Below are 20,473 nucleotides of genomic sequence, written 5' to 3' on the forward strand. Positions count from 1 at the left end.
AAAAGCAGATGAGTGGAGAAACAAATTTAGCTGAGCTGCTAAAAGGAATGCATCCCAAACTTAACGAAGGAGAGTATATTTTTTCGACCCTAAAAGATGTAAGCAGGATTGACCGAAATGATACGCTTTGTGAATTCAGGGAAACGGAAGGAACAACGCTTGTTATGGAGAAAGGAAAAGCCGACCGGTTAAACCTGAGTTACGACTATATTGTCTCCTGGATCACCCTGACGATTCATTCATCGCTTGACGCGGTAGGTCTGACAGCCGTATTTTCAACGGAATTAGCCAAACACCAAATATCTTGCAACGTGATCGCCGGATATTACCACGACCATATTTTCGTCGACAGGAAAGACGCGGACCGGGCCATGAAAATCTTAACTAAACTATCAGAAGGTTAACAATATGATCTGTTGTGAAGAATTTAAGTTCAACATAAACGAATAAGCATAATTTTAGAATTCGTATTTCATTCTCAAACTACTTCTCAATTGTGAAACTAAGCGATTTAACATGATCTTAGCTGCAGCACAAACCAGTCCCAAACGATTTGATATCAATGTAAATCTGGCCGACCACTATCGATTCATCGAGCTGGCCGCTAAAAACAATGCTGATCTGGTTTTATTCCCCGAATTATCCATCAGCGGCTACGAACGGGAAAAGGCTGCAGAACTGGCATTTGAATCAAACGATTCGAGGCTCAGTGAATTCAGAAAACTGGCAGTGAAGAATAAGATCGTTATAATTGCCGGGGCGCCCATCCGAATGAATAAGGAGCTCTACATTGGCGCTTTTGTATTTCAGCCCGACGATACGGTTTCGGTGTATACCAAACAGTTTCTGCACACCGGTGAAGAGGTTTACTACCACTCATCGTTTGATTTCAACCCGGTAATTGAGCTAAAGAACGAACAATTGACTATAGCCATTTGTGCCGACATCAATCATCCCGAACACGCAGAGCAGGCAAAAAAGCTGGATACAAGCATTTATCTGGCAAGTATTTTCTGGGAACCACAGGATATGGCCCGCGCTTACCAAACGCTTTCAACATATGCAAAAAACCATTCGATGAATGTGTTGATGTCGAATTTTACCAGACAATCCTGGGGGCTCGATGCCGGCGGCGAAAGCGGATTTTGGGATAATTCAGGTGATTTAGTTGCCAAGTTAAATGGTTCTGAATCAGGCTTGCTGCTGATTGAGAAAACCGATAGTAACTGGACCGGTAAGAAAATTAAGTTTTAAGATTAAAAAACTTCAACACCAATTTAGCGAGATGCAGGAGATCAGGATAGCGCCTATGAGCGACGGAAACTGGCCCGAAGTTGCCGGAATCTACGAAGCGGGAATTGCGACAAAAAATGCCACTTTTCAAACCGAAGTTCCGGAATGGGAAACCTGGGGTAGTTCACACCGCAAAGATTGCAGGCTGGTAGCCAAACATGGAGAGCAGGTTGTTGGCTGGGCGGCTTTGTCGAATGTATCGAGCCGCTGTGTTTATGCCGGTGTGGCCGAGGTGAGTATTTATGTTTACCCGGATTACAGCGAAAAGGGAGTTGGCAGCAAGTTAATGGCAGCTTTAATTGAGGCATCGGAAGCAAACGGCATCTGGACCCTGCAGGCCGGAATTTTCCCTGAGAACACCGGCAGCATCCGCTTACATCAAAAATTCGGTTTCCGAATCCTCGGCGTGAAAGAGCGCATCGGCAAAATGGACGGCGTGTGGCGCGATGTGGTCAGCCTGGAACGACGGAGTAAGCTTGTTGGAATCGATTAAAACCTCCCCTTTTCGGTTCGTATTAATTTCGCTGCATTTGTCAGCCTACCATGTAAAGCGTAATAAAGAAACGGCCTGTCGCGGAAGTTCAATGGATAGCTTCATTTCGTTGTCGGGAATCACCCACTCGGGAGAGGTGTAAAGATCGAGCTGACCGGCCCGTTCCAATGCGGCAATTTCTTCAGCTGTTGGCTGCTGAGGCGAACCAATGCTTTTCCAGTAGGTGTACGAATTACTGTGTTCCTGATCCACCCGGTAATGCTGCATCAACACCTTTGTATTTGGCAGATTTTCAAGGCTCAGTTCCACCAGGGCAGGCGCCACATCCAAATTGTTGTTGTCGTGGTAATTCCAGATCATTACAGTAGCCGAATGCTCTCCAAAAGTGGCAATCGCATTCACATCCGGCACCGCTTTTCTTACACTTTCATCCCTCACCGCTTCAAAATCATAAGCCATATTTCCACTCACCGAAACGCGATTTCCCTGCATCATTCCAAACATCCTGAAAACATTAAGCACGGGCTTATCCACTCCATTGGTAGCCATGTCCCTGAAACCGGCATACCAGGGTTGATCTTCGAATTCAAAGCCCCATGTCACAGCCCCCAGAAAATTCACATCGAAATGATCGGCCAACGCGTATTTCCGGGCAAAAGAAGCCGCAGTATAGCTCGAATACATGGTGCCGTTCCGGTAAGCATTATGCGGATAATCGGCTTCGGAACATGCCGCACAACCTTCAGGGTCCGACTCCCCGATGATGATGGGCAGATCTTTGAATTCGGGGTAAGAAGCCACGATTTCAAAACCTTTGCTGATGTCGTTCAACTGGGCGCCCATGTTCATCTGTACCATGCCATCAACCACTTTTGGATTGCCTTTGGCGTGAAAAGTGATAAAATCCAGGGGGGATCCGGTTTCGCCGGTGGCATAATTTTTCCCGTGACTAACATGATCCAGAAATTTCCGAAGGTAATCCGCTGCCTTATCCCATCCGGGGCCGGTTGTTTCGGGTCCCCCGATTTTTGCGGTTGGCAGAGCGCGCTTTACAGCATCGGCGCTGTAATCATAGAGTTTGATGTATTCTTCCAACGTTCCCTGCCAGTAACCAATGTTTGGTTCGTTCCAAACCTCCCAGTACCAGCTTTCAACTTCTTCCTTGCCGTAACGATCTACAGAATGCTTTACCCATTGATAAACCAGCTCCGCCCATTTTTCATAATCATTGGGAGGATAGGCCCAACCCGTATATATTTCTTCGTACCTGGCTCCGGGCTTCCAGTAATGGCGATAGGGCTCGGGACGGGAGGATAATGCTTTGGGCATAAATCCGATTTGAGCCATTGGTTTCATCCCTCGTTCGATATAGGAATCGAATATTTTGTCGATGATGGTCCAGTCGTAGACCGGGTTGCCATTAGCATCTTCGGTGTATGCATTGGTAGATCCCCACTTTAAAGCATGCGTTCCTTCGCCGGTGACCAACAAACTGTGCACACGCATATATACCGGAACGGGACTCAGTTCAGCCAGTTCTGTCAGGAGCTTTTGGCCATCTTTCATGTAGGTGTAGTTAGGTTCGTCGTGCCCCCAAAATGCCCACACAGGATCCATATCACCAACCGTATTGTTGAAATCCACATCGATGGTTACCGGCTCTTCCGGTAAATACTGTGCGGATAAATCAAATGAAAAGCCGGTTAACAGCAGAAAAACAGAAAGGGGGATCATCTTTGAAAAATGGCCATAAGTTTTCATATGCAACAGGTTTAGACAGCTTGGTTAAAAACATTTCGCTTTCTGATCAACATTACTGGTGAACAGTCGGTTTCGCTTTAAAGTTAGAAGTTCCAATCCATCCGTTATTTATACACCAGGTTTAAAGCTGCACCGATTATGCCGGCATTGTTTTCCATTTCGGCGGGTACCACTGGCGTGTCGATAGCAATGTATTCGTTGAATTTGTCCATTTTTTTGCTCACACCTCCCCCAACGATAAACAGGTTGGGATTAAACATCCTGTCGTAATAATCGAGTGCGCTGTTAAAACGTTTGCCCCAGTCCTTCCACGAGAGGTCTTTGCGCTTTCGCACCGAATCGGCAGTATAGCGTTCAATTGTCTTGTTCTTAAACTCCAGGTGGCCCAGTTCAAGATTCGGAACCAGGTGTTTGTCGATAAAGATCACGGTTCCGATACCAGTACCCACGGTGAGCAAAAAAACCATCCCTTTGGCTTTGGCACCGGCCCCAAAATGGATCTCGGCCATTCCGGCGGCATCGGCATCGTTAATGCATTCCACTTCGCAACCGGTTTTCTCCGACAGGTGCTGGTTGATGGGCTGTCCGATCCAGCTGTCGTCGATATTGGCCGCGGTCAATACCACACCGTTTTTCACTACTGCAGGCACTCCAACTCCCACTTTTCCTTTCCAGTTGAAATGCTGAATCAGCTCAGTCATCACTTCCGACACAGCTTCCGGAGTCGCGGGTTGTGGCGTTTCAATGCGGTGACGTTCGGTTACCAGTTCGCCGGTTTTGGTATCTACGATCGCTCCTTTTATTCCCGATCCGCCAAAATCAATTCCAAGTACTTCCATGTTTTTGAGTTTTTTACTACCGTCAGGCTAAATTCATTTAGATTCCTCACTGCGTTCGGAATGACAAATTTATTATGGAATATGCTTTTGGGAGGGATTTGGCAGCTTGGCAGCCAAATCCCTCCCAAAAGCACCACAACACTTAACGACCTGTCATTCTGAGCGTATCCGTTAGCAAACGGAGAAGCGAAAGAATCTTTTTCATAAGACAGAATTTAATCAGTGAACAGTAACTTTTTATTACTCCTAAGTTACTATCAAAATCGAAGAATGTAAAGCATGAATTGAATTTCGCCTGTAATTTTTTGAACAGGCAATTTGCAAACATTTTGCTCAAACCCTGTAAATCGCTTATACTTGCATCTTGTTGTAACCAGAATCACCAATGACGCGACCGGAGAAAAAAACATCGAAAGCAACACGGAATTATGTGTTTAACCTGATCTCGTTTCTACCTTTTCTATTTTTGCTTACCACAGGCATCATTGTTTTACGTTACCACAGCGGCTTCGATAAAGAACTGCCAACGTTTGGAATCAATGGACATCAATGGTTAATCGTTCATCAGGTTACCGCGCTGGTAATCATTCCCATGATATTCACTCATTTGCTGATGCACTTGCATTGGGTTAAACAGCTGTTCACCTTCAAGCTAAAAGGTACTAACAGCGGAATGAACCTCACACAGCTGATCGTTTTTCTGATGTGTGCACTCACCGCCCTGCTGGCCTGGTGGGTTTTCGACGGCACCAAACTGGCCGAAGCACTTCGCGAAGTGCACAGCAAACTCGGGTTGCTGCTCATCATATTCTGGGGCATTCACCTCTACAACTACTCGAGGTGGCTGATAAATATGACCCGCATACAATTGGGGAAGAATTAACTCTAATATTTTATAGGGAATTTTTCAACGGAAAACGTTTCCGGGCCCTGATACTGCCAGCGTCAGGCAATATCAGGGCGATGATCAGAAACTTTTTATAACACAACTTAATTTAGGTACCTTTTGAGGCCGCTATCCACTATGCAAAGATTACGAAACGGCCGAGAACCAACTTTTGCATTTACCTGCTTTACGGGTTTGTAATTTTAAAACAGTGGGTTGTAAAATGCTTCTCTACTAAACCTAACTAACTAAAACTAATCTATGAACAATCTTAATAGAACTCTTTTGCCTTTTATATTGGAAAGCAACTTCCGTCTTGGTTTTGTATGTCAATAGTTATTAAATTTTGACGCTGCAAAGAAATACAATCACGCAACCCCCACCGCATTTAATTTGCTGAATACAACATTCAGAAATGCCTAAAAATGAATAAGAAAACGGATAATTACCGATCAAGTTTTTTAGAAATGAATCAGTAAATCTTATAAAATCTCCGGGATGGACTAAGCAGAATCTAAGCACATTGATAAAACCGGGTAATTTATTCTGACATTTCGCAGCGCCGTATTCATGCTGTCAGTTATGCGGAACAGTACACTAGGCATTTGCTCAAAATTGTTGATTTAATCCTGCTGTCAGCAGATTTCATGTCAGATTCGTTTGTATTTTTGCACCAATAAAATCATTAGAACATGAGCGACGATAAGAAGATAATTTTTTCGATGTACAAGGTGAGTAAAACCTACCCACCCTCAAAAACGGTGATCAAGGACATTTCGCTTTCGTTTTTTCTGGGTGCGAAAATCGGTATCATTGGTTTGAACGGATCGGGTAAATCGACCTTGCTGCGTATTATTGCCGGACAGGATACTGCCTATAACGGCGAGCTGGTATTTGCACCGGGTTATTCGGTTGGATTGCTTGAGCAGGAACCACAGCTCGACGAAAGCAAAACCGTGATAGAAGTGGTAAAAGAAGGTATGCAGGAAACCGTGGATGTACTGAACCGCTACGAGGAGATCAACCAGCAGTTTGGACTGCCCGAGGTGTACGAGAATCCTGACAAAATGGATGAACTGATGGCCGAACAGGCGCAGCTGCAGGAAAAAATGGATGCACTGGATGCCTGGAACCTCGACAGCAAACTCGAACGTGCCATGGATGCTCTGCAGTGTCCGCCCGATGATCAGCCCATCAGCGAACTATCGGGTGGTGAACGCCGCCGAGTGGCGCTTTGCCGCTTATTGCTGAAAGAACCTGATGTGCTCTTGCTCGATGAGCCTACCAACCACCTCGATGCCGAAAGTATCCAGTGGCTGGAAGCCCACCTCGACCAGTACAAAGGAACCGTGATCTGTATTACCCACGACCGCTACTTCCTTGATAATGTGGCCGGCTGGATCCTTGAACTCGACCGCGGAATGGGTATTCCGTGGAAAGGCAACTACAGTTCGTGGCTCGAGCAAAAAGCCAAACGACTGGAGCAGGAAGAAAAAGGCAGTCAGAAACGTAAGAAAACTTTGGAGCGCGAGCTGGAATGGGTGCGCATGGCTCCGAAGGCACGTCACGCCAAAAGCAAAGCACGTTTGAGTGCCTACGATAAAATGCTGAACGAAGACGCCAAACAAAAGGAAGAGCGCCTCGAGATCTTTATTCCGAATGGTCCGCGACTGGGTGACAAAGTGGTGGAAATGGAAGGCGTAAAAAAAGGTTTTGGCGACCGCATCTTGTTTGAAGACCTCAGCTTTAAACTGCCTCCTGCCGGAATTATCGGCGTTATCGGTCCGAACGGTGCCGGTAAAACCACCTTGTTCAAACTGATCATGAAACAGCTGGAAGCCGAAACCGGAACCATCGAAATTGGTGATACGGTTAAAACCAGTTATGTGGATCAGACCCACGAGGCTATCGATCCGAATAAATCGGTTTACGAAGTGATCTCGGGAGGTACCGAAACCATTATGCTTGGTAACAAGCAGGCCAACGCGCGTGCTTATGTCTCGCGTTTTAACTTTTCGGGTTCCGATCAGGAAAAGAAATGCGGTGTGCTTTCGGGTGGTGAACGTAACCGTTTGCACCTGGCGCTGGCGCTAAAATCGGAAGGTAACCTCTTGCTGCTCGATGAGCCTACCAACGACATCGACGTGAATACGCTGCGTGCGCTGGAAGAAGGCCTCGAAAGTTTTGCCGGTTGTGCCGTGGTTATCTCGCACGACCGCTGGTTCCTCGACCGCATTGCTACCCATATCCTGGCTTTTGAAGGCGAAGGCCATGTTCATTTCTTTGAAGGTTCGTTCTCGGAATACGAAGAGAACCGCAAAAAACGCATGGGTGGCGAAGCACCGAAACGATTTAAGTATAAAAAGCTGAAAGCATAGGCTGGACTAGTACAAAGTTCAGAGTTTAGTGTTCAAAGTATAAAGTTCACCCGATGACTCAAAGTCACCGGGTGAATTTATTTTACGCGGTTCTATTTTTCCAAACGTATTAGAATCCGGCAGTATATATATTTTCCTTCGATTAAATACTTATTCATCTTTTTGTTTTGTTTTCTTGCTGATTTAGACTAACTTATGTAAGTAACTAAAACATAACAAGATGAAAAAATTGTACTTAGGGTTTATTGTAATCCTTCTTTTTATCGCCATCAACAGTGCAAATGCACAGGAAAATGAAAAGCAACTGTGGTATTGCTGGGAGGAAGTTGTTCACCCCACACTAATTAATGAGTATTGGGAACTTAGCAAAGAACTGTCGGAATTATGCAAAAGCGAAGGTTATTCTTATGCTTTTTATGCCTGGACAAGCGGTAATTTTAAATACCAGTACTGGCATCCGATCAACTCGCTCAGCGACATTGATAAACTGGAAGCAGAATGGGATAAGATAATAGCAAAATTCGGGGCTGAAAAAACCGAAAAATGGATAAAAACGATTCAATCAACCAATTCGCGCACAATTACCGAAATTTCCGATCTAAGCTTTTATCCTGCAAACCCCAGGGTTGTGATGGATAGTGTAAATTATATGGAATTTCAGGAATTCTATATTATCCCTGGAAAAGGAAAAGAATTTGAAAAGATGATGAAAAAAGCGGTGGCTCATATAAAATCGGAAGGACACAGCGATTCCTGGCACGTCGCTTCAGGAGGATTGGGTTATGATGGTCCTGTTTATATTGGATGGGCTTTCGATAAAAATAAAAAAGAGTATATAATAAACGACGAAATCTTTTCGAAAAAATATGGTGATTTCTTTAAAGAGTTCAATAAAGACTTTGTTAAGATTTTAAGAAGCGTTGAAAGGAAAGAAGCTTGGTTTGCACGAGACCTGAGCTATTTTGGAAACTAAAATTTTCTACAATTTTAATTCAGTATTCATTAAGGAAAAGTAGGAATCAGAAGAGGCTGTCCCATTGAGACAGCCTCTTCTTTTATTTTCATATTGATTAATCTTTTATACCCAATTGGTCTAAAATAAAGGCATATTCCAGCGCGGTTTCTTTAATCCACTCAAAACGCCCCGAAGCACCTCCATGGCCGTAATCCATATTGATGTGGAAGATCAGCAGGTTGTCATCGGTTTTCAGATCGCGGAGTTTGGCTACCCATTTGGCAGGTTCCCAGTACTGCACCTGCGAATCGTGCAAACCTGTTGTTACCAGCATGGCCGGGTAATCTTTGGCCACCACATTGTCGTAAGGCGAATACGACTTCATGTAGTAGTAATATTTTTCTTCCTTTGGATTCCCCCACTCGTCAAATTCGCCGGTTGTCAAAGGAATGCTTTCGTCGAGCATGGTCGTCACCACATCCACAAACGGAACTGCAGCGATAACGCCCTTATACAACTCCGGCTTCAGGTTGATACAGGCTCCCATCAACAAGCCACCGGCACTTCCACCCAGGGCAAACAGTTTCTCAGAGTTTGTATAACCTTCATCAATCAGGAATTGAGCACAGTCGTTGAAATCGGTAAAGGTGTTCATTTTATTCAGCAGCTTGCCATCTTCGTACCATTGGCGGCCATAGATCTGACTTCCGCGAATATGCGCGATCGCATAAACAAAACCACGGTCGAGGAGTGGCAGTCGCGCTACCGAGAACGAGGGATCAATGGTATGACCGTATGATCCGTAACCGTAAATCAGTGCCGGGTTGTTGCCATCCTTTTGCATGCCCTTTTTATACACAATCGACATCGGGATTTTTGTCCCGTCCATCGCCGTTGCATAAATACGTTTGGTTGCATAATTGTTTTTGTCGTATCCTCCCAACACCTCCTGTTCTTTCAGCAAGGTGCGCTCTTTGGTTTTCATATTGAAATCGAAGGTAGATATCGGCGTTGTCATGGAGGTATAGTTAAGTCGAAATACCTCCGTATCAAAATCCATATTGATACTCGAATGCACCGAGTACACTTCTTCATCAAAATCGATAAAATACTCCTCTCCTTTCCATGGCATCACCCTGATATTACTGATTCCTTCCTTTCGTTCTGTTAGCACCAGGTAATCCTTGAACACATCGAAATCGGAGAAATATACATCGTCGCGATGCGGAATTACTTCTTCCCAGTGTTCTTTTTCGGTAGCATTTAGCGGCGTTCGCATCAAACGGAAGTTCTGCGCATCGAGGTTGGTACGGATGTAAAAGTAATCTTCTACCTGATCAACCGAGTACTCCAGTTCGCGGATACGAGGCTGAATGACCTTAAATTCTCCTTCAGGATGATTGGCATCCAGGTAACGGTATTCCGAAGTCAGCGTGCTCTCGCTTCCGATGATCAGGTAATCATCGGTTTTACTTTTATAAATGAACACATCAAAAGTTTCATCCGCTTCATAGTAGGTCACCCGGTCGTCTTCTAACGGAGTTCCCAGCGTGTGCTTCATGATCTTTTCCGAACGCAAAGTCACATCATCCTTCAGCGTGTAGTAAACCGTTTTACTGTCGTTGGCCCAAACAGCACCACCGGTAGTCAGCGGAATGGCATCTTCCAATAATTCTCCGGTTTCGAGGTTTTTAAAATAGATGGTGTATTTTCTACGGCTTAAGGTGTCGACGCCAAATGCAAGAATTTTATTGTCTTTGCTGACTGAATAACTTCCAACGGCATAATATTCATAGCCTTCAGCCAATTGATTTACATCGAGCAAGACCTCTTCTTCCGCATCGAGGCTACCCTTTTTGCGGCATAGCAGGTAATATTCCTTTCCGGCCTCTGTTTTGGAATAATAATAATAACCGTTCTTTTTGTACGGCACCGATTCATCCTCTTCCTTGATCTTCGACTTAATCTCGTCGTACAATTTCTCCTGAAGTACCTCTGTAGGTTTCATCACCTCATCCTTGTAGGCATTTTCTGCTTCGAGGTAAGCAATTACTTCCGGATTTTCCCGCTCGTTTAACCAGTAATAGTTGTCGATTCGGGTGTCACCGTGAATGGTGAGCGCTTTTGGAACTTTCTTTGCTACGGGTGGCATTATTTTTTCTTTACGTGAACAAGCCGACAAAAGTAGGAAGATAAAGGCAAGTAAAAAAACGTTAGTTCTCATAGTCAGTATTTTAATTCGGTAAATAATAATTCCAGAACCTATTTTAGTATTTTACACCGTACTTTAGTGCGGCGCGAGTGATATACCCGATGTATCAAATTCACATAATCTGCTCAGCAATTTATGAATTTAGTACAGATTTTCGATCTTTGTATCTAACATCATGCAGGTTGAATTTACAATCATAGCTTACTTTTTGTTTATCATCGGAATTGGCGTGTACTCGGCTTTCCGGATAAAACAACCCGGCGATTATTATGTGGCAGGTAAAAAAGCGGGCATGTGGCAGGTCTCGGGAAGCTTGCTGGCTACCATTCTGGGCGGATCGGCCGTGCTGGGCACCATCGAACTCAGCCAGAAAATAGGTTGGGCAGCGCTTTGGTTTTTGTTTAGTGCCGCACTCGGACTTTTCATCCTTGTTCCCATTTCGAAATATGTGAGGCGTTTCGGGCATTTTACCTTACCTGAACTGCTGGGACGTTTTTACGGGAAGAAGGCGGAGATCATAGCTTCTATCATTATTCCGCTGGCCTGGCTCGGAATTGTGGCAGCACAGATCATTGCAGCAGCCAAAATACTTAGCGGATTGAATACCATTGGCTATCAGCAAGCGGCACTTATTTCGGGTGTGGTGTTTATCGTGTACACCTTGCTGGGCGGACAACTCAGCATTCTTAAAACCGACGCCTTGCAATCGCTGCTGATCCTGGCAGGTTTAGTGGCCATTTTGATGTTTACCACACATCCGCAGCACGAACAAAACATCGAAGTGCTTCAACTAAATCATCTTTTTAACGATTCCTTTGGCTGGATTGATTTGTTAATACTGCTGATAACTTACTCGGTAACCTTTATCGTTGGGCCCGATATTTATTCGCGTGTGTTCTGTGCCAAAGACGAGCGCACGGCTTCGCGAAGCGTAATACTTGTGGCTTCGATTTTGGTTCCGGTTTCATTTGTTCTGACTTATTTGGGAGTTTATTCCAAAGCATCGGGCGAAGGCATTGTTGCTTTTGCAGAACACCTGTTACCGGCGTGGGCATACGGACTATTTCTTGCAGCGCTGCTTTCGGCAGTAATGTCGTCGGCCGACACTACCCTGCTCACTTCTTCCATGATCATGAGCGAACTGATCACGGGTGATCTGGAAAAGAAACAGGCCCTCCGCCTGACCCGTTTTCTGATTGTCGGGCTGGGAATTTTGAGCATCGTTATTGCGCTCTTTGTTACTTCCATCATTCAATCGCTGTTGCTGGCACTCACCTTTTTCTCAGGAGCTTTTGTGGTGCCCACCCTCGCAGGATTGCTTCGGCTCAGAGTAAATAAGAAACGTGTTGTTATCGCAATACTATCGGGTGGATTGATAGCACTTGCTGGTAAAATTCTTTTTCTGGCGGGTTATGAAAAATCCGGAAATTTGCTAATCATTGTAAGCTACTTTATAAATTCTCTTATACTGTTTTATCCTTTAAACCGAAATCTGGAAACCGTCTAAATTACTTCAAATCACAGTTATAATTATCAATATTTCAATTTTTTACTATCTTCAGCCACCTTGTATAAGGGCTATAACATAGGCAATTTCTAATTATTGGATAACAGTTTAATGAACGATTACACAAATTACAAAGGACTGATTGAAAGCCTCGAAAACGATTATTTTTTTTACTCGCACAATCTGAAGGGTAAATATTTGTACATAAGCCCGTCAGTAGAAAAAATTTTAGGATATTCGGTAGAAGAGGCCAGAAAAGGCATAGTGAAGTATTTAACCGATTGTGAAGCCAATAAAGAAGTATTGGAATTACTACAAAAGAGTGCGACCGGAGAACAACAAAAAACTTTTGAATTGGAACTTTATACAAAATCCGGTAAAATAAAAATCATTGAAATAACCGAATCACCAATATTCGACAACCATGGCAAAGTAATTTCTGTTGAAGGTGTTGCACACGACATTACGGACAGAAAAAATCATGAGCGGATTATACGGCAGCAAAATGAAGAGCTAAAAAGAAAAGAAGAAGAACTTCGAAATCATCTCAATCAGCTGTCTGAAAGCAACAAAAACATCGATAAGTTAAAGCAGGAACTTGAAGACCGTTCCAATTTACTGCTGAATATCATTAACGAAATCCCTGAAAAGATATTTTTAAAGGATGAAAACGGCAAATTCATAATTGCCAACACGCCTGTAGCAGCCAACTACGGAATGAAGCCGGAGGAATTAATAGGAAAATCAGATTTTGATTTGTACCCGGATCATTTGGCTGAGCAAAAATATAAGCGCGAGCAAGAAATTATAAAAAGCGGGACAATTCATTCGTATGAAGAAGGAAGCTTCGACAAGGAAGATGGTTTAATTGTGAATACGCGAATAAAACCATTCAAACTGGATGAATTGCATACAGGCATTCTGGGAATACAGGTTGATATTACCCAGGTTAGAAAGAAAGAACTGGAATTGCAGGAGTTAAATTCGAAGCTTACGTTCCAAACAGAAGAACTCAACAACACACTCAAAAACCTTCAGGAAACACAGTCTCAACTGGTTCACTCTGAAAAAATGAGGGCGCTGGGTGACCTTATTGCAGGCATCGCACACGAAATAAACACGCCAATTGGTGCTGTCAATGCTTCGGTGAGTAATATCTCGGCTTCACTCGACGCATCCATGCAAAACCTGTATAAGTTGTTTACAAGCCTTACCAAAAAGGAACTGATGATTTTTCTGCGGATCATGAATCTGATGGAAAAAAGTAAACCTGCATTAAACTCAAAGGAAAAAAGGCAATACAAAAAAGAAATACAAAGGAAATTTGATTTAGCAGGATTTAAGGAAGTGCCCGTAATTTGTGAACTTATCCTCTACCTTAACCTCTACGACGATACCGATGAAGTGATCAGGATGCTTAACGTGAACGATCCCGTGTTCATTCTCCAATCGATCCGCAATATTTATTCGGTTCGCAAAAATGCGGAAAACATTAAACTTGCCGTTGATAAAGCATCGAAACTGGTTTTTGCCCTCAAGAAATTCGCACACAAGGATATTACTGAGAAAAAAGAACAGGCCAATCTGATTGAAAATATTGAAACTGTTCTGATCTTGCACCATAACCAACTGAAGCAAGGTATTGAAGTTATAAAGGATTATGAAGAAGTACCGCTGATCAATTGTTATCCCGACGAATTGATGCAGGTTTGGACCAATTTGATCTCCAACTCCATACATGCCATGGACTACCACGGAGATCTCACTATCACTGTAAGAAACTTAGGGAAAAAGGTAAAGGTCAGTATCAGCGATATCGGACATGGAATCCCGGATGAAATAAAACAACGCATATTTGAACCCTTTTTTACAACCAAAAAATCCGGTGAAGGAACCGGAATAGGATTGGATATTGTGAAAAGAATTTTGGATAAGCATAATGCAACTATGGAGCTTGAGAGTGAAATTGGTGTTGGTACCAGCTTCCATATCACACTTCCGGTTAACTAAAACTTGAACTATTATGAAGAATGCAATTGTATGTGTCGACGATGAAAGCATAATCCTGGATAGCCTGGGTGAACAGATAGCCAACTTATTTGGTGATGACTTTTTGTATGAATTCGCCGAAAATGCAGAAGAGGGAATGGAGATTCTTGAAGAGCTTTCGGAGGAAGGGATAAGTGTTCTGGTTATCGTTTCAGACTGGCTGATGCCCGGAAAAAAAGGAGATGAATTTTTAATAGAAGTTCATAAAAAATTCCCAAATATTGTTAAGGTAATGCTAACCGGACAAGCCGACAACGGGGCTGTTAAGAATGCACAGGAAAATGCCAATTTATTTGCCTGTATCCACAAACCCTGGACTGCCGAACAATTGGAAAGTGTAATCAAAGAAGGAATATCGAACATTAATAAAAAGTAGTTGGGGATGAAAAAAAGGGTTATTTTATGTATCGATGATGAGGAGATCATTTTACAGGCGTTGGAAGAGCAACTGAAAAATATATTCGGAAAAGAATACGAAATTGAAACCTCGGACAGCGGAGATGATGCCATCGAATTCTTCAGGGAACTAACTGAAGAAGGCATTCACGTACCGGTCGTAATTTCCGACTACATCATGCCCGGGAAAAAAGGTGACGAAGTACTGAAGGAAATACACCAACTGTCGCCGGGATCACTGAAAATATTGCTAACCGGACATGCCGACTTTGATGGTATCAGCAATGCCATAAATAATGCGCAGTTGTACCGGTATATCGCCAAACCCTGGGATAAGGATGACCTTGTACTGACCGTTAAGGAAGCTATAAAAAGTTTTTTACAGGAAGCGAAAATCAGAAAACAAAACAAAGAACTGATCAAACTGAATGCTTCACTCGAGGAAAAAGTAAAGGAACGTACAAAAGAACTGAGTGTTGCCAATGCTTCGAAAGACAAATTTTTCTCCATTATTGCTCACGACCTTAGAAGTCCTTTTAATGCGCTGTTCGGCCTAACTGACTTTCTGATTGGGAGTTGGGAAGAGATTGACGAAGAAACAAAACTTGAGCTAATTACAGACCTTCAAAACTCGTCCAAGGTTACCTTTAATCTACTTCAGAATTTACTGGAATGGTCGCGATCACAAACGGGTAAAATTATTGTTGAGGCGGTTGAATCGGATGCCGGCCAAATTATAAATGAAAATATAGCCGTTCTTCGGAAACAAGCCGACCATAAACAAATTACCGTTGCAAACAATGTTCCGGATGGCACTTTGTTTTTTGGCGACAAGAATATGATTTCCACTGTTTTCAGAAACCTGATTTCAAATTCCGTAAAGTTTACCAATATTGGTGGAGAAATAGAAATTAGCGTCAACTCCCAAAACGGATATCATGAGTTCTGCGTCAGTGACAATGGAATTGGAATGGATGAGGACACCTTGAATAAACTCTTTCTGATTACTGAAAAAGTAAAACGATCGGGTACTGCAAACGAAGAAGGAACCGGGCTCGGGTTGATTCTCTGCAAAGAATTTGTAGAGAAAAACGGCGGCTCCATTCGTGTTGAAAGTTCAAGAGATGTTGGCAGCAAATTCTTTTTTACTCTTCCGGTTAAAGCTTAAACGGGTTTTGTTAATTCATCCAGAAAAGCATGATACTTTTCATCCAGTAACGGTTTCAATTCCTCATTCACCCATTGGTGATAATCGTTCAGCCATGCTTTTTCTTTTTCGCTCAATAATTCCACTCTGATCAGCGATGTATCAATCGGACAAAGAGTAAGCGTATCAAAACCAAGGAATCGCCCAAATTCAGTCGTTTCACGCTCTACGCAAACCATCATGTTCTCGGTGCGAAGTCCGTATTCACCTTCGCGGTAAAAAGCAGGTTCATTGGAAAGCACCTGTCCCGGGAGCATCAGGTTTTCGTTGTATTCCAGTCGGATGGCCATCGGTCCTTCGTGTACATTCAGAAAATGCCCTACTCCGTGACCGGTACCATGACCATAATTCATTCCGTGCTCCCAAAGTGCCTGGCGCGCCAGAATATCGAGGTGACAACCTTTTACGCCGTACGGAAATTTGGCCTGAGTCAAAGCGATCATTCCTTTCAAGGTCAAAGTAAAATCAGTTTTAAACTGATCGGAAACGGCGCCCAAAGCAACTGTTCTTGTAACATCGGTAGTTCCATCGAGATACTGGCCTCCTGAGTCAAACAAAACAACTCCATCAGCTTCCAGTGGTTTGCCATCATCGGGGCCAATATGCAGGTGAACCAGGGCACCGCGGCTTTTGTAACCCACGATCGGAGGAAAACTCTCACCTTTAAAACCGTCCTGCTTCGAGCGAAATTCAGCCAGTTTTACCCCCAATTCATAATCCGTCAGCGGATGCGTACCAATGGTTTCCTTTAACCAGTATAAAAACTCCACCAAAGCCACTCCGTCCTTTTTCATAGCACTTCGGAAACCTGCAAGTTCTGTTTCATTTTTAAGCGCTTTTAAAATGGCTACAATCGAAGTTCCTTCCACTATTTCGTTATTGGCCTCCAATGCACTGTACGCCGCATAATTCAAAGTCGACGGATCAACAAAAACGGTTTTCCCGGTTATTCCTGCCAGGTAATCGTAAAACTCGTTGTAATGCATTAACTGAACGCCATCGGCTTCGAGTTTTGCTTTCAGTTCCTCATCTATTTTAACAGGATCGACAAAAAGTACATAAACGTTTTTGCCAACCACGGCAAAAGCTGTGAAAACCGGATTGTAGGGAATATCAGAGCCTCGCAGGTTGTAAAGCCAAGCCAGTTCGTCGAGCATGGAAACTACGTGCAAATCCGCTTTTCGCGTTGCCAGTTCGGCGGCTATTTTTTGCTGCTTTTCAACCCGGCTGACTCCGGAATACTGCAATTCCAGCTCAAAGGCTTTGTCATTCGGAATTTCCGGACGATCTGCCCAAACAGCTTCCAGCAGATCGGGTGTTTCAATCAGTTCAATATCCTGTTTCAGCAATCCTTTCTGAAGATTTCTGAAATCGTTAATGCTAACGGTTTGCGCATCGAGCCCAACTTTGCTACCGGCGGGCAAATTCATCCCCAGCCACTTTTCAGGCGCAATGGCATCGGTTACACGCAGTTTCATCATATCGATTCCGGTACCTTCCAACTCTTCTGTTGCCTGCAGAAAATAACGGGTGTCAGTCCATAACGCTGCTTTTTCAGCAGTGACGGCCACCATTCCGTACGAACCGGTAAACCCGGCAATAAACTCGCGTGTTTCCCAGCGTTTGGGCAGGTATTCACTCGAATGCGGATCGGTGCCTGAAATGTACCAGGCATCAACACCTGTTTTATTGATTTCGTTACGGAGAGCGGCTACTCGGTTTTGAATCGTATTTTTCATAGGATTAAAATTGTCTGTTTTCAGCGGTATTACATGGAATTCGCATGAACGTAATCATCGACGATTGGTGTGAATCATTTCTCATGCTCATTTCATGTTTTTAGTTTTTCAATGTTTGTTCTGCTTTGCGGTGCATGGTTTGCCGGCTTTTCAAATGAATTACCGGATTGCACCTGGCTCACTTATCCACTTATACCCCGGGTTAAAACCCGGGGCTATTCATTTTCGACTCCTCTGGAGTCATATTCCTTTTTGCAATTCGAATATACAATTAGCAATTTTACAATTTAACATCAATCCTTCTTCAGCCTTTCAAAATAGCGCCTAACAAAGCTATTTATCGAGGGTGCGGGAATATCGTTGTAATCCAGTTCGTCTTCGGAATAAAAGCGGTAAGCCAGAATGTCGTCCATGGCTTTCAGGTTCTCAATCGACTCCACCTGAACTTTAAACGCGAAATCGAGCGTGAAAACCTTGTACCCGGAAAACTCATACTCGTTAGGTAGCGAAAACAGGTACTCGAGCTGTGTCACTTTTAATCCGAGTTCTTCGTGTAATTCGCGTCTAACAGCATCTTCAACCGTTTCCATCGGGTCGACAAAGCCACCGGGCAGATCCAGTTTCCCATAATCGGGTTCCACACCGCGTGTTACCAACATCAGCTTTCCTGTATCATCGGCAACTAAAGCGGCCACTGCGGCCGATGCATTGATGAAGAAATGGAAACCACAAGCGCCGCATTTCAGTGAGCGCTCGCCAGAAGGTTTGAACTTCTCAGAACCGCACTTCGGACAATATTTTAAGACTTTCAGCGGATGGGTATCCATTTATATTTGATTTAAGAATGTCGATTAACGATCTGAGATTGCAGATTTATTCCTTCTAAAATCGTTAATCACTATTCTACATTCATCATTCAATAATTTCTATTGCCTTCAGCCAGTCGGTAAACAGATTCGGCCAGTTGTTGGCAGGTATTCCTTCCTGGCGTATTCCAAAACCGTGACCGCCTTTCTGGAAAATATGCATTTCGGCCGGTACCTTGTAACGTTTCAGTGCCGAATAAAATTCGATGGAATTTCGCGGAGGAACTGCTCCGTCGTCGTCTGCCAGAATCAGGAAGGTTGGCGGTGTTTCACTGTTTACATTCAATTCGTTTGAATATTTTTTTACCAGTTTCATGTTGTGGCCTTCACCGATCAGGTTAACGCGCGATCCCATGTGCGTGAATTCTTCGTTCATGGTGATCACCGGGTAAAGCAGCAACATAAAATCGGGGCGGCAACTCACCTGTTCAACAGGATCGTCACTTTCCGGATTTCCGGCATCGAAAACGGTACCGGCAGTTGATGCCAGGTGGCCTCCGGCTGATGATCCGGCTATTCCGATTTTTTCAGGATCGATCCCCCACTCCGCTGCATTGGCCCGAACTGTACGAACAGCACGTCGGGCATCGCTCGATGGGACTTCATCATTACCGTAAGGCAAACGATATTTCAGCACGATTCCTGCAACACCTTTTTCCTGTAAAAACTTTGCAATATCAAATCCCTCGTGATCCATGGCTTCAATCCAATAACCTCCTCCGGGACAAATAACCACCGCTGCACCGGTATTCTTTTCCTTTTCAGGCAGGTACACATACATTTCAGCCTCCGAAACATTGCGTACCCTGACCCCGTCGTATTTTTCTTCGGGATCCGTCATCCCGTTGTCGTTGGGTGCGCCGTTGGGCCAAACTTTTAATGTTAGGTCTTGTGCAATCACACTTGTCACTGTCATAAAAAATAATAGAACCGGTAAGATTAGTTTCATTGCTAGTTGTTTTTATAGATTTTAGAATATCGATTAACGAATGCTGAATTCAGATTTTCATCCAGAAAACATCCTTCCAAATCTTAATTCGTTAATCTTCAATCAATATTCATTTATTTCGTTTTGGCTCCCACAAAATAATGTTCCTTTTCAGCAAATAGGACATTGAATGTAGTTAACGAACCATAGGCACGCGTGATGTACTGCTGAATATCTACCTTTTCCTCGTCAGTCAGCGACTTGCTGCTGTTAATGTTTTGCTCGAGTACGCGTAAGCGGTCGCGTAGCATTACAATTTTATGAAAAAACGTTTCAATCGGAATTTCCTTGGCCTGAAGTTCGGGATTGGCGGGTTGCAATTTCATCATACCTCCCTGCCATTTTTCACCAAGTGGTACCACTTCGTTCAGCGCGCCGTATTTATCGAGCACATAACTCATCACTTTCTCAATCTCCTTAATGGAAAGTGTTGACTTTGGAGCTGCCTCGTTGGCCTGTAACACTTTCAGGTCGGTATTTCGTTTTGTGATTTCGATTTTACCACCGCGTTCAAAAAATATCTCATAGGCAGTCAGGTTATCTTTGCTGATTATTCCTTCGCCATAACGTGGATGTTCCACACGTGTTCCTACTGTTAAGTCTTCCATTTTTATCGATTTTTTTGAAAACCTTAAAAGTAGAATATTTTAGGAAAAAATACCTGATGAAACGAGCATAATAAAAGAGCTTACTGATACTATGGCAAATGATTATGCGAGTTACATGAGTTGTCTTGAAAATAAACAATTTAAACGAATGAAAATCTATTTCCCAAATTATTGAAGCAGGCTTTTGGGGTGATAAATTAAAGTTTGCATTAAAACTGTTGCAAATGACTAACTCCGGTATTTATGCCGGGGGATTAGAACAAACCAAAACCCTGTGGACTTTAGTCCTTAAAAAA

Annotated in this window: 17 protein-coding genes; 10 read left to right on the top strand and 7 right to left on the bottom strand. The window is 43.5% G+C overall.

The annotated features are described in order from the left end of the window. Positions 1–8 precede the first annotated feature (8 nt). From HFD85_RS10250 to HFD85_RS10260, 3 genes are all read left to right on the top strand, one after another. Positions 9–404, top strand: a complete 396-nt coding sequence (locus tag HFD85_RS10250; RefSeq protein ID WP_167608630.1) for an ACT domain-containing protein — start codon at positions 9–11, stop codon at positions 402–404. A gap of 112 nt (positions 405–516) precedes the next feature. Then, positions 517–1,254, top strand: a complete 738-nt coding sequence (locus tag HFD85_RS10255; protein WP_167608633.1) for a carbon-nitrogen hydrolase family protein — start codon at positions 517–519, stop codon at positions 1,252–1,254. Between the two features lie 31 nt (positions 1,255–1,285). Further along, positions 1,286–1,786, top strand: coding sequence for a GNAT family N-acetyltransferase (locus tag HFD85_RS10260; protein WP_167608636.1), 501 nt, complete (start codon positions 1,286–1,288; stop codon positions 1,784–1,786). Positions 1,787–1,831: 45 nt separating this feature from the next. Here the strand turns inward: HFD85_RS10260 and HFD85_RS10265 are convergent, their stop codons facing one another. Together HFD85_RS10265 and ppgK are read right to left on the bottom strand one after the other, a co-directional pair. Then, positions 1,832–3,547 (bottom strand): GH39 family glycosyl hydrolase, encoded by a 1,716-nt coding sequence (locus HFD85_RS10265; protein WP_206081937.1) that lies wholly within the window; start codon positions 3,545–3,547, stop codon positions 1,832–1,834. A 104-nt stretch (positions 3,548–3,651) separates the two neighbouring features. After that, positions 3,652–4,386 (bottom strand): polyphosphate--glucose phosphotransferase, encoded by a 735-nt coding sequence (ppgK, locus tag HFD85_RS10270; protein ID WP_167608639.1) that lies wholly within the window; start codon positions 4,384–4,386, stop codon positions 3,652–3,654. A 385-nt stretch (positions 4,387–4,771) separates the two neighbouring features. Here ppgK and HFD85_RS10275 point away from each other — a divergent pair, with 385 nt between their 5' ends. The 3 genes from HFD85_RS10275 to HFD85_RS10285 all read left to right on the top strand — a co-directional run bounded on the left by HFD85_RS10275 (position 4,772) and on the right by HFD85_RS10285 (position 8,623). After that, positions 4,772–5,269, top strand: a complete 498-nt coding sequence (locus HFD85_RS10275; protein ID WP_167608642.1) for a hypothetical protein — start codon at positions 4,772–4,774, stop codon at positions 5,267–5,269. 695 nt (positions 5,270–5,964) lie between these two features. Further along, positions 5,965–7,650 (top strand): energy-dependent translational throttle protein EttA, encoded by a 1,686-nt coding sequence (ettA, locus tag HFD85_RS10280; protein WP_167608645.1) that lies wholly within the window; start codon positions 5,965–5,967, stop codon positions 7,648–7,650. 220 nt (positions 7,651–7,870) lie between these two features. After that, complete coding sequence (locus tag HFD85_RS10285) at positions 7,871–8,623, top strand: hypothetical protein (RefSeq protein WP_167608648.1); 753 nt, start codon at positions 7,871–7,873, stop codon at positions 8,621–8,623. 97 nt (positions 8,624–8,720) lie between these two features. Here HFD85_RS10285 and HFD85_RS10290 read toward each other — a convergent pair whose 3' ends face one another. Continuing rightward, positions 8,721–10,829, bottom strand: coding sequence for a S9 family peptidase (locus HFD85_RS10290; RefSeq protein WP_167608657.1), 2,109 nt, complete (start codon positions 10,827–10,829; stop codon positions 8,721–8,723). 163 nt (positions 10,830–10,992) lie between these two features. On the opposite strand from HFD85_RS10290, the gene HFD85_RS10295 reads away from it, so the two are divergent. The 4 genes from HFD85_RS10295 to HFD85_RS10310 all read left to right on the top strand — a co-directional run bounded on the left by HFD85_RS10295 (position 10,993) and on the right by HFD85_RS10310 (position 15,937). Beyond that, positions 10,993–12,324, top strand: coding sequence for a sodium:solute symporter family protein (locus HFD85_RS10295; protein ID WP_167608659.1), 1,332 nt, complete (start codon positions 10,993–10,995; stop codon positions 12,322–12,324). A gap of 111 nt (positions 12,325–12,435) precedes the next feature. Then, complete coding sequence (locus HFD85_RS10300) at positions 12,436–14,334, top strand: PAS domain-containing sensor histidine kinase (protein ID WP_167608662.1); 1,899 nt, start codon at positions 12,436–12,438, stop codon at positions 14,332–14,334. A 13-nt stretch (positions 14,335–14,347) separates the two neighbouring features. Then, complete coding sequence (locus HFD85_RS10305; protein ID WP_206081938.1) at positions 14,348–14,749, top strand: response regulator; 402 nt, start codon at positions 14,348–14,350, stop codon at positions 14,747–14,749. Positions 14,750–14,755: 6 nt separating this feature from the next. Next, positions 14,756–15,937: a hybrid sensor histidine kinase/response regulator gene (locus HFD85_RS10310; protein ID WP_167608665.1), complete on the top strand. Its 1,182-nt coding sequence runs from the start codon at positions 14,756–14,758 to the stop codon at positions 15,935–15,937. On the opposite strand, the gene HFD85_RS10315 is transcribed toward HFD85_RS10310, so the two are convergent. The 4 genes from HFD85_RS10315 to HFD85_RS10330 all read right to left on the bottom strand — a co-directional run bounded on the left by HFD85_RS10315 (position 15,934) and on the right by HFD85_RS10330 (position 20,177). Beyond that, a complete protein-coding gene (locus tag HFD85_RS10315) occupies positions 15,934–17,715 on the bottom strand; it encodes an aminopeptidase P family protein (RefSeq protein ID WP_167608668.1) in 1,782 nt (593 codons plus the stop codon). The genes HFD85_RS10310 and HFD85_RS10315 overlap by 4 nt on opposite strands. 293 nt (positions 17,716–18,008) lie before the next feature. Continuing rightward, positions 18,009–18,542 (bottom strand): NUDIX domain-containing protein, encoded by a 534-nt coding sequence (locus tag HFD85_RS10320; protein WP_167608671.1) that lies wholly within the window; start codon positions 18,540–18,542, stop codon positions 18,009–18,011. An 85-nt stretch (positions 18,543–18,627) separates the two neighbouring features. Continuing rightward, entirely contained in the window at positions 18,628–19,530 is a 903-nt protein-coding gene (locus HFD85_RS10325) for an alpha/beta hydrolase (protein WP_167608675.1), read from the bottom strand. A gap of 113 nt (positions 19,531–19,643) precedes the next feature. After that, the gene (locus tag HFD85_RS10330) at positions 19,644–20,177 is read right to left on the bottom strand and encodes a hypothetical protein (protein WP_167608678.1); all 534 of its coding nucleotides are present in this window, start codon (positions 20,175–20,177) and stop codon (positions 19,644–19,646) included. Positions 20,178–20,473: the final 296 nt, after the last annotated feature.

It is taken from the genome of Maribellus sediminis (genome assembly GCF_011799805.1).
Taxonomy (GTDB): domain Bacteria; phylum Bacteroidota; class Bacteroidia; order Bacteroidales; family Prolixibacteraceae; genus Draconibacterium; species Draconibacterium sediminis_A.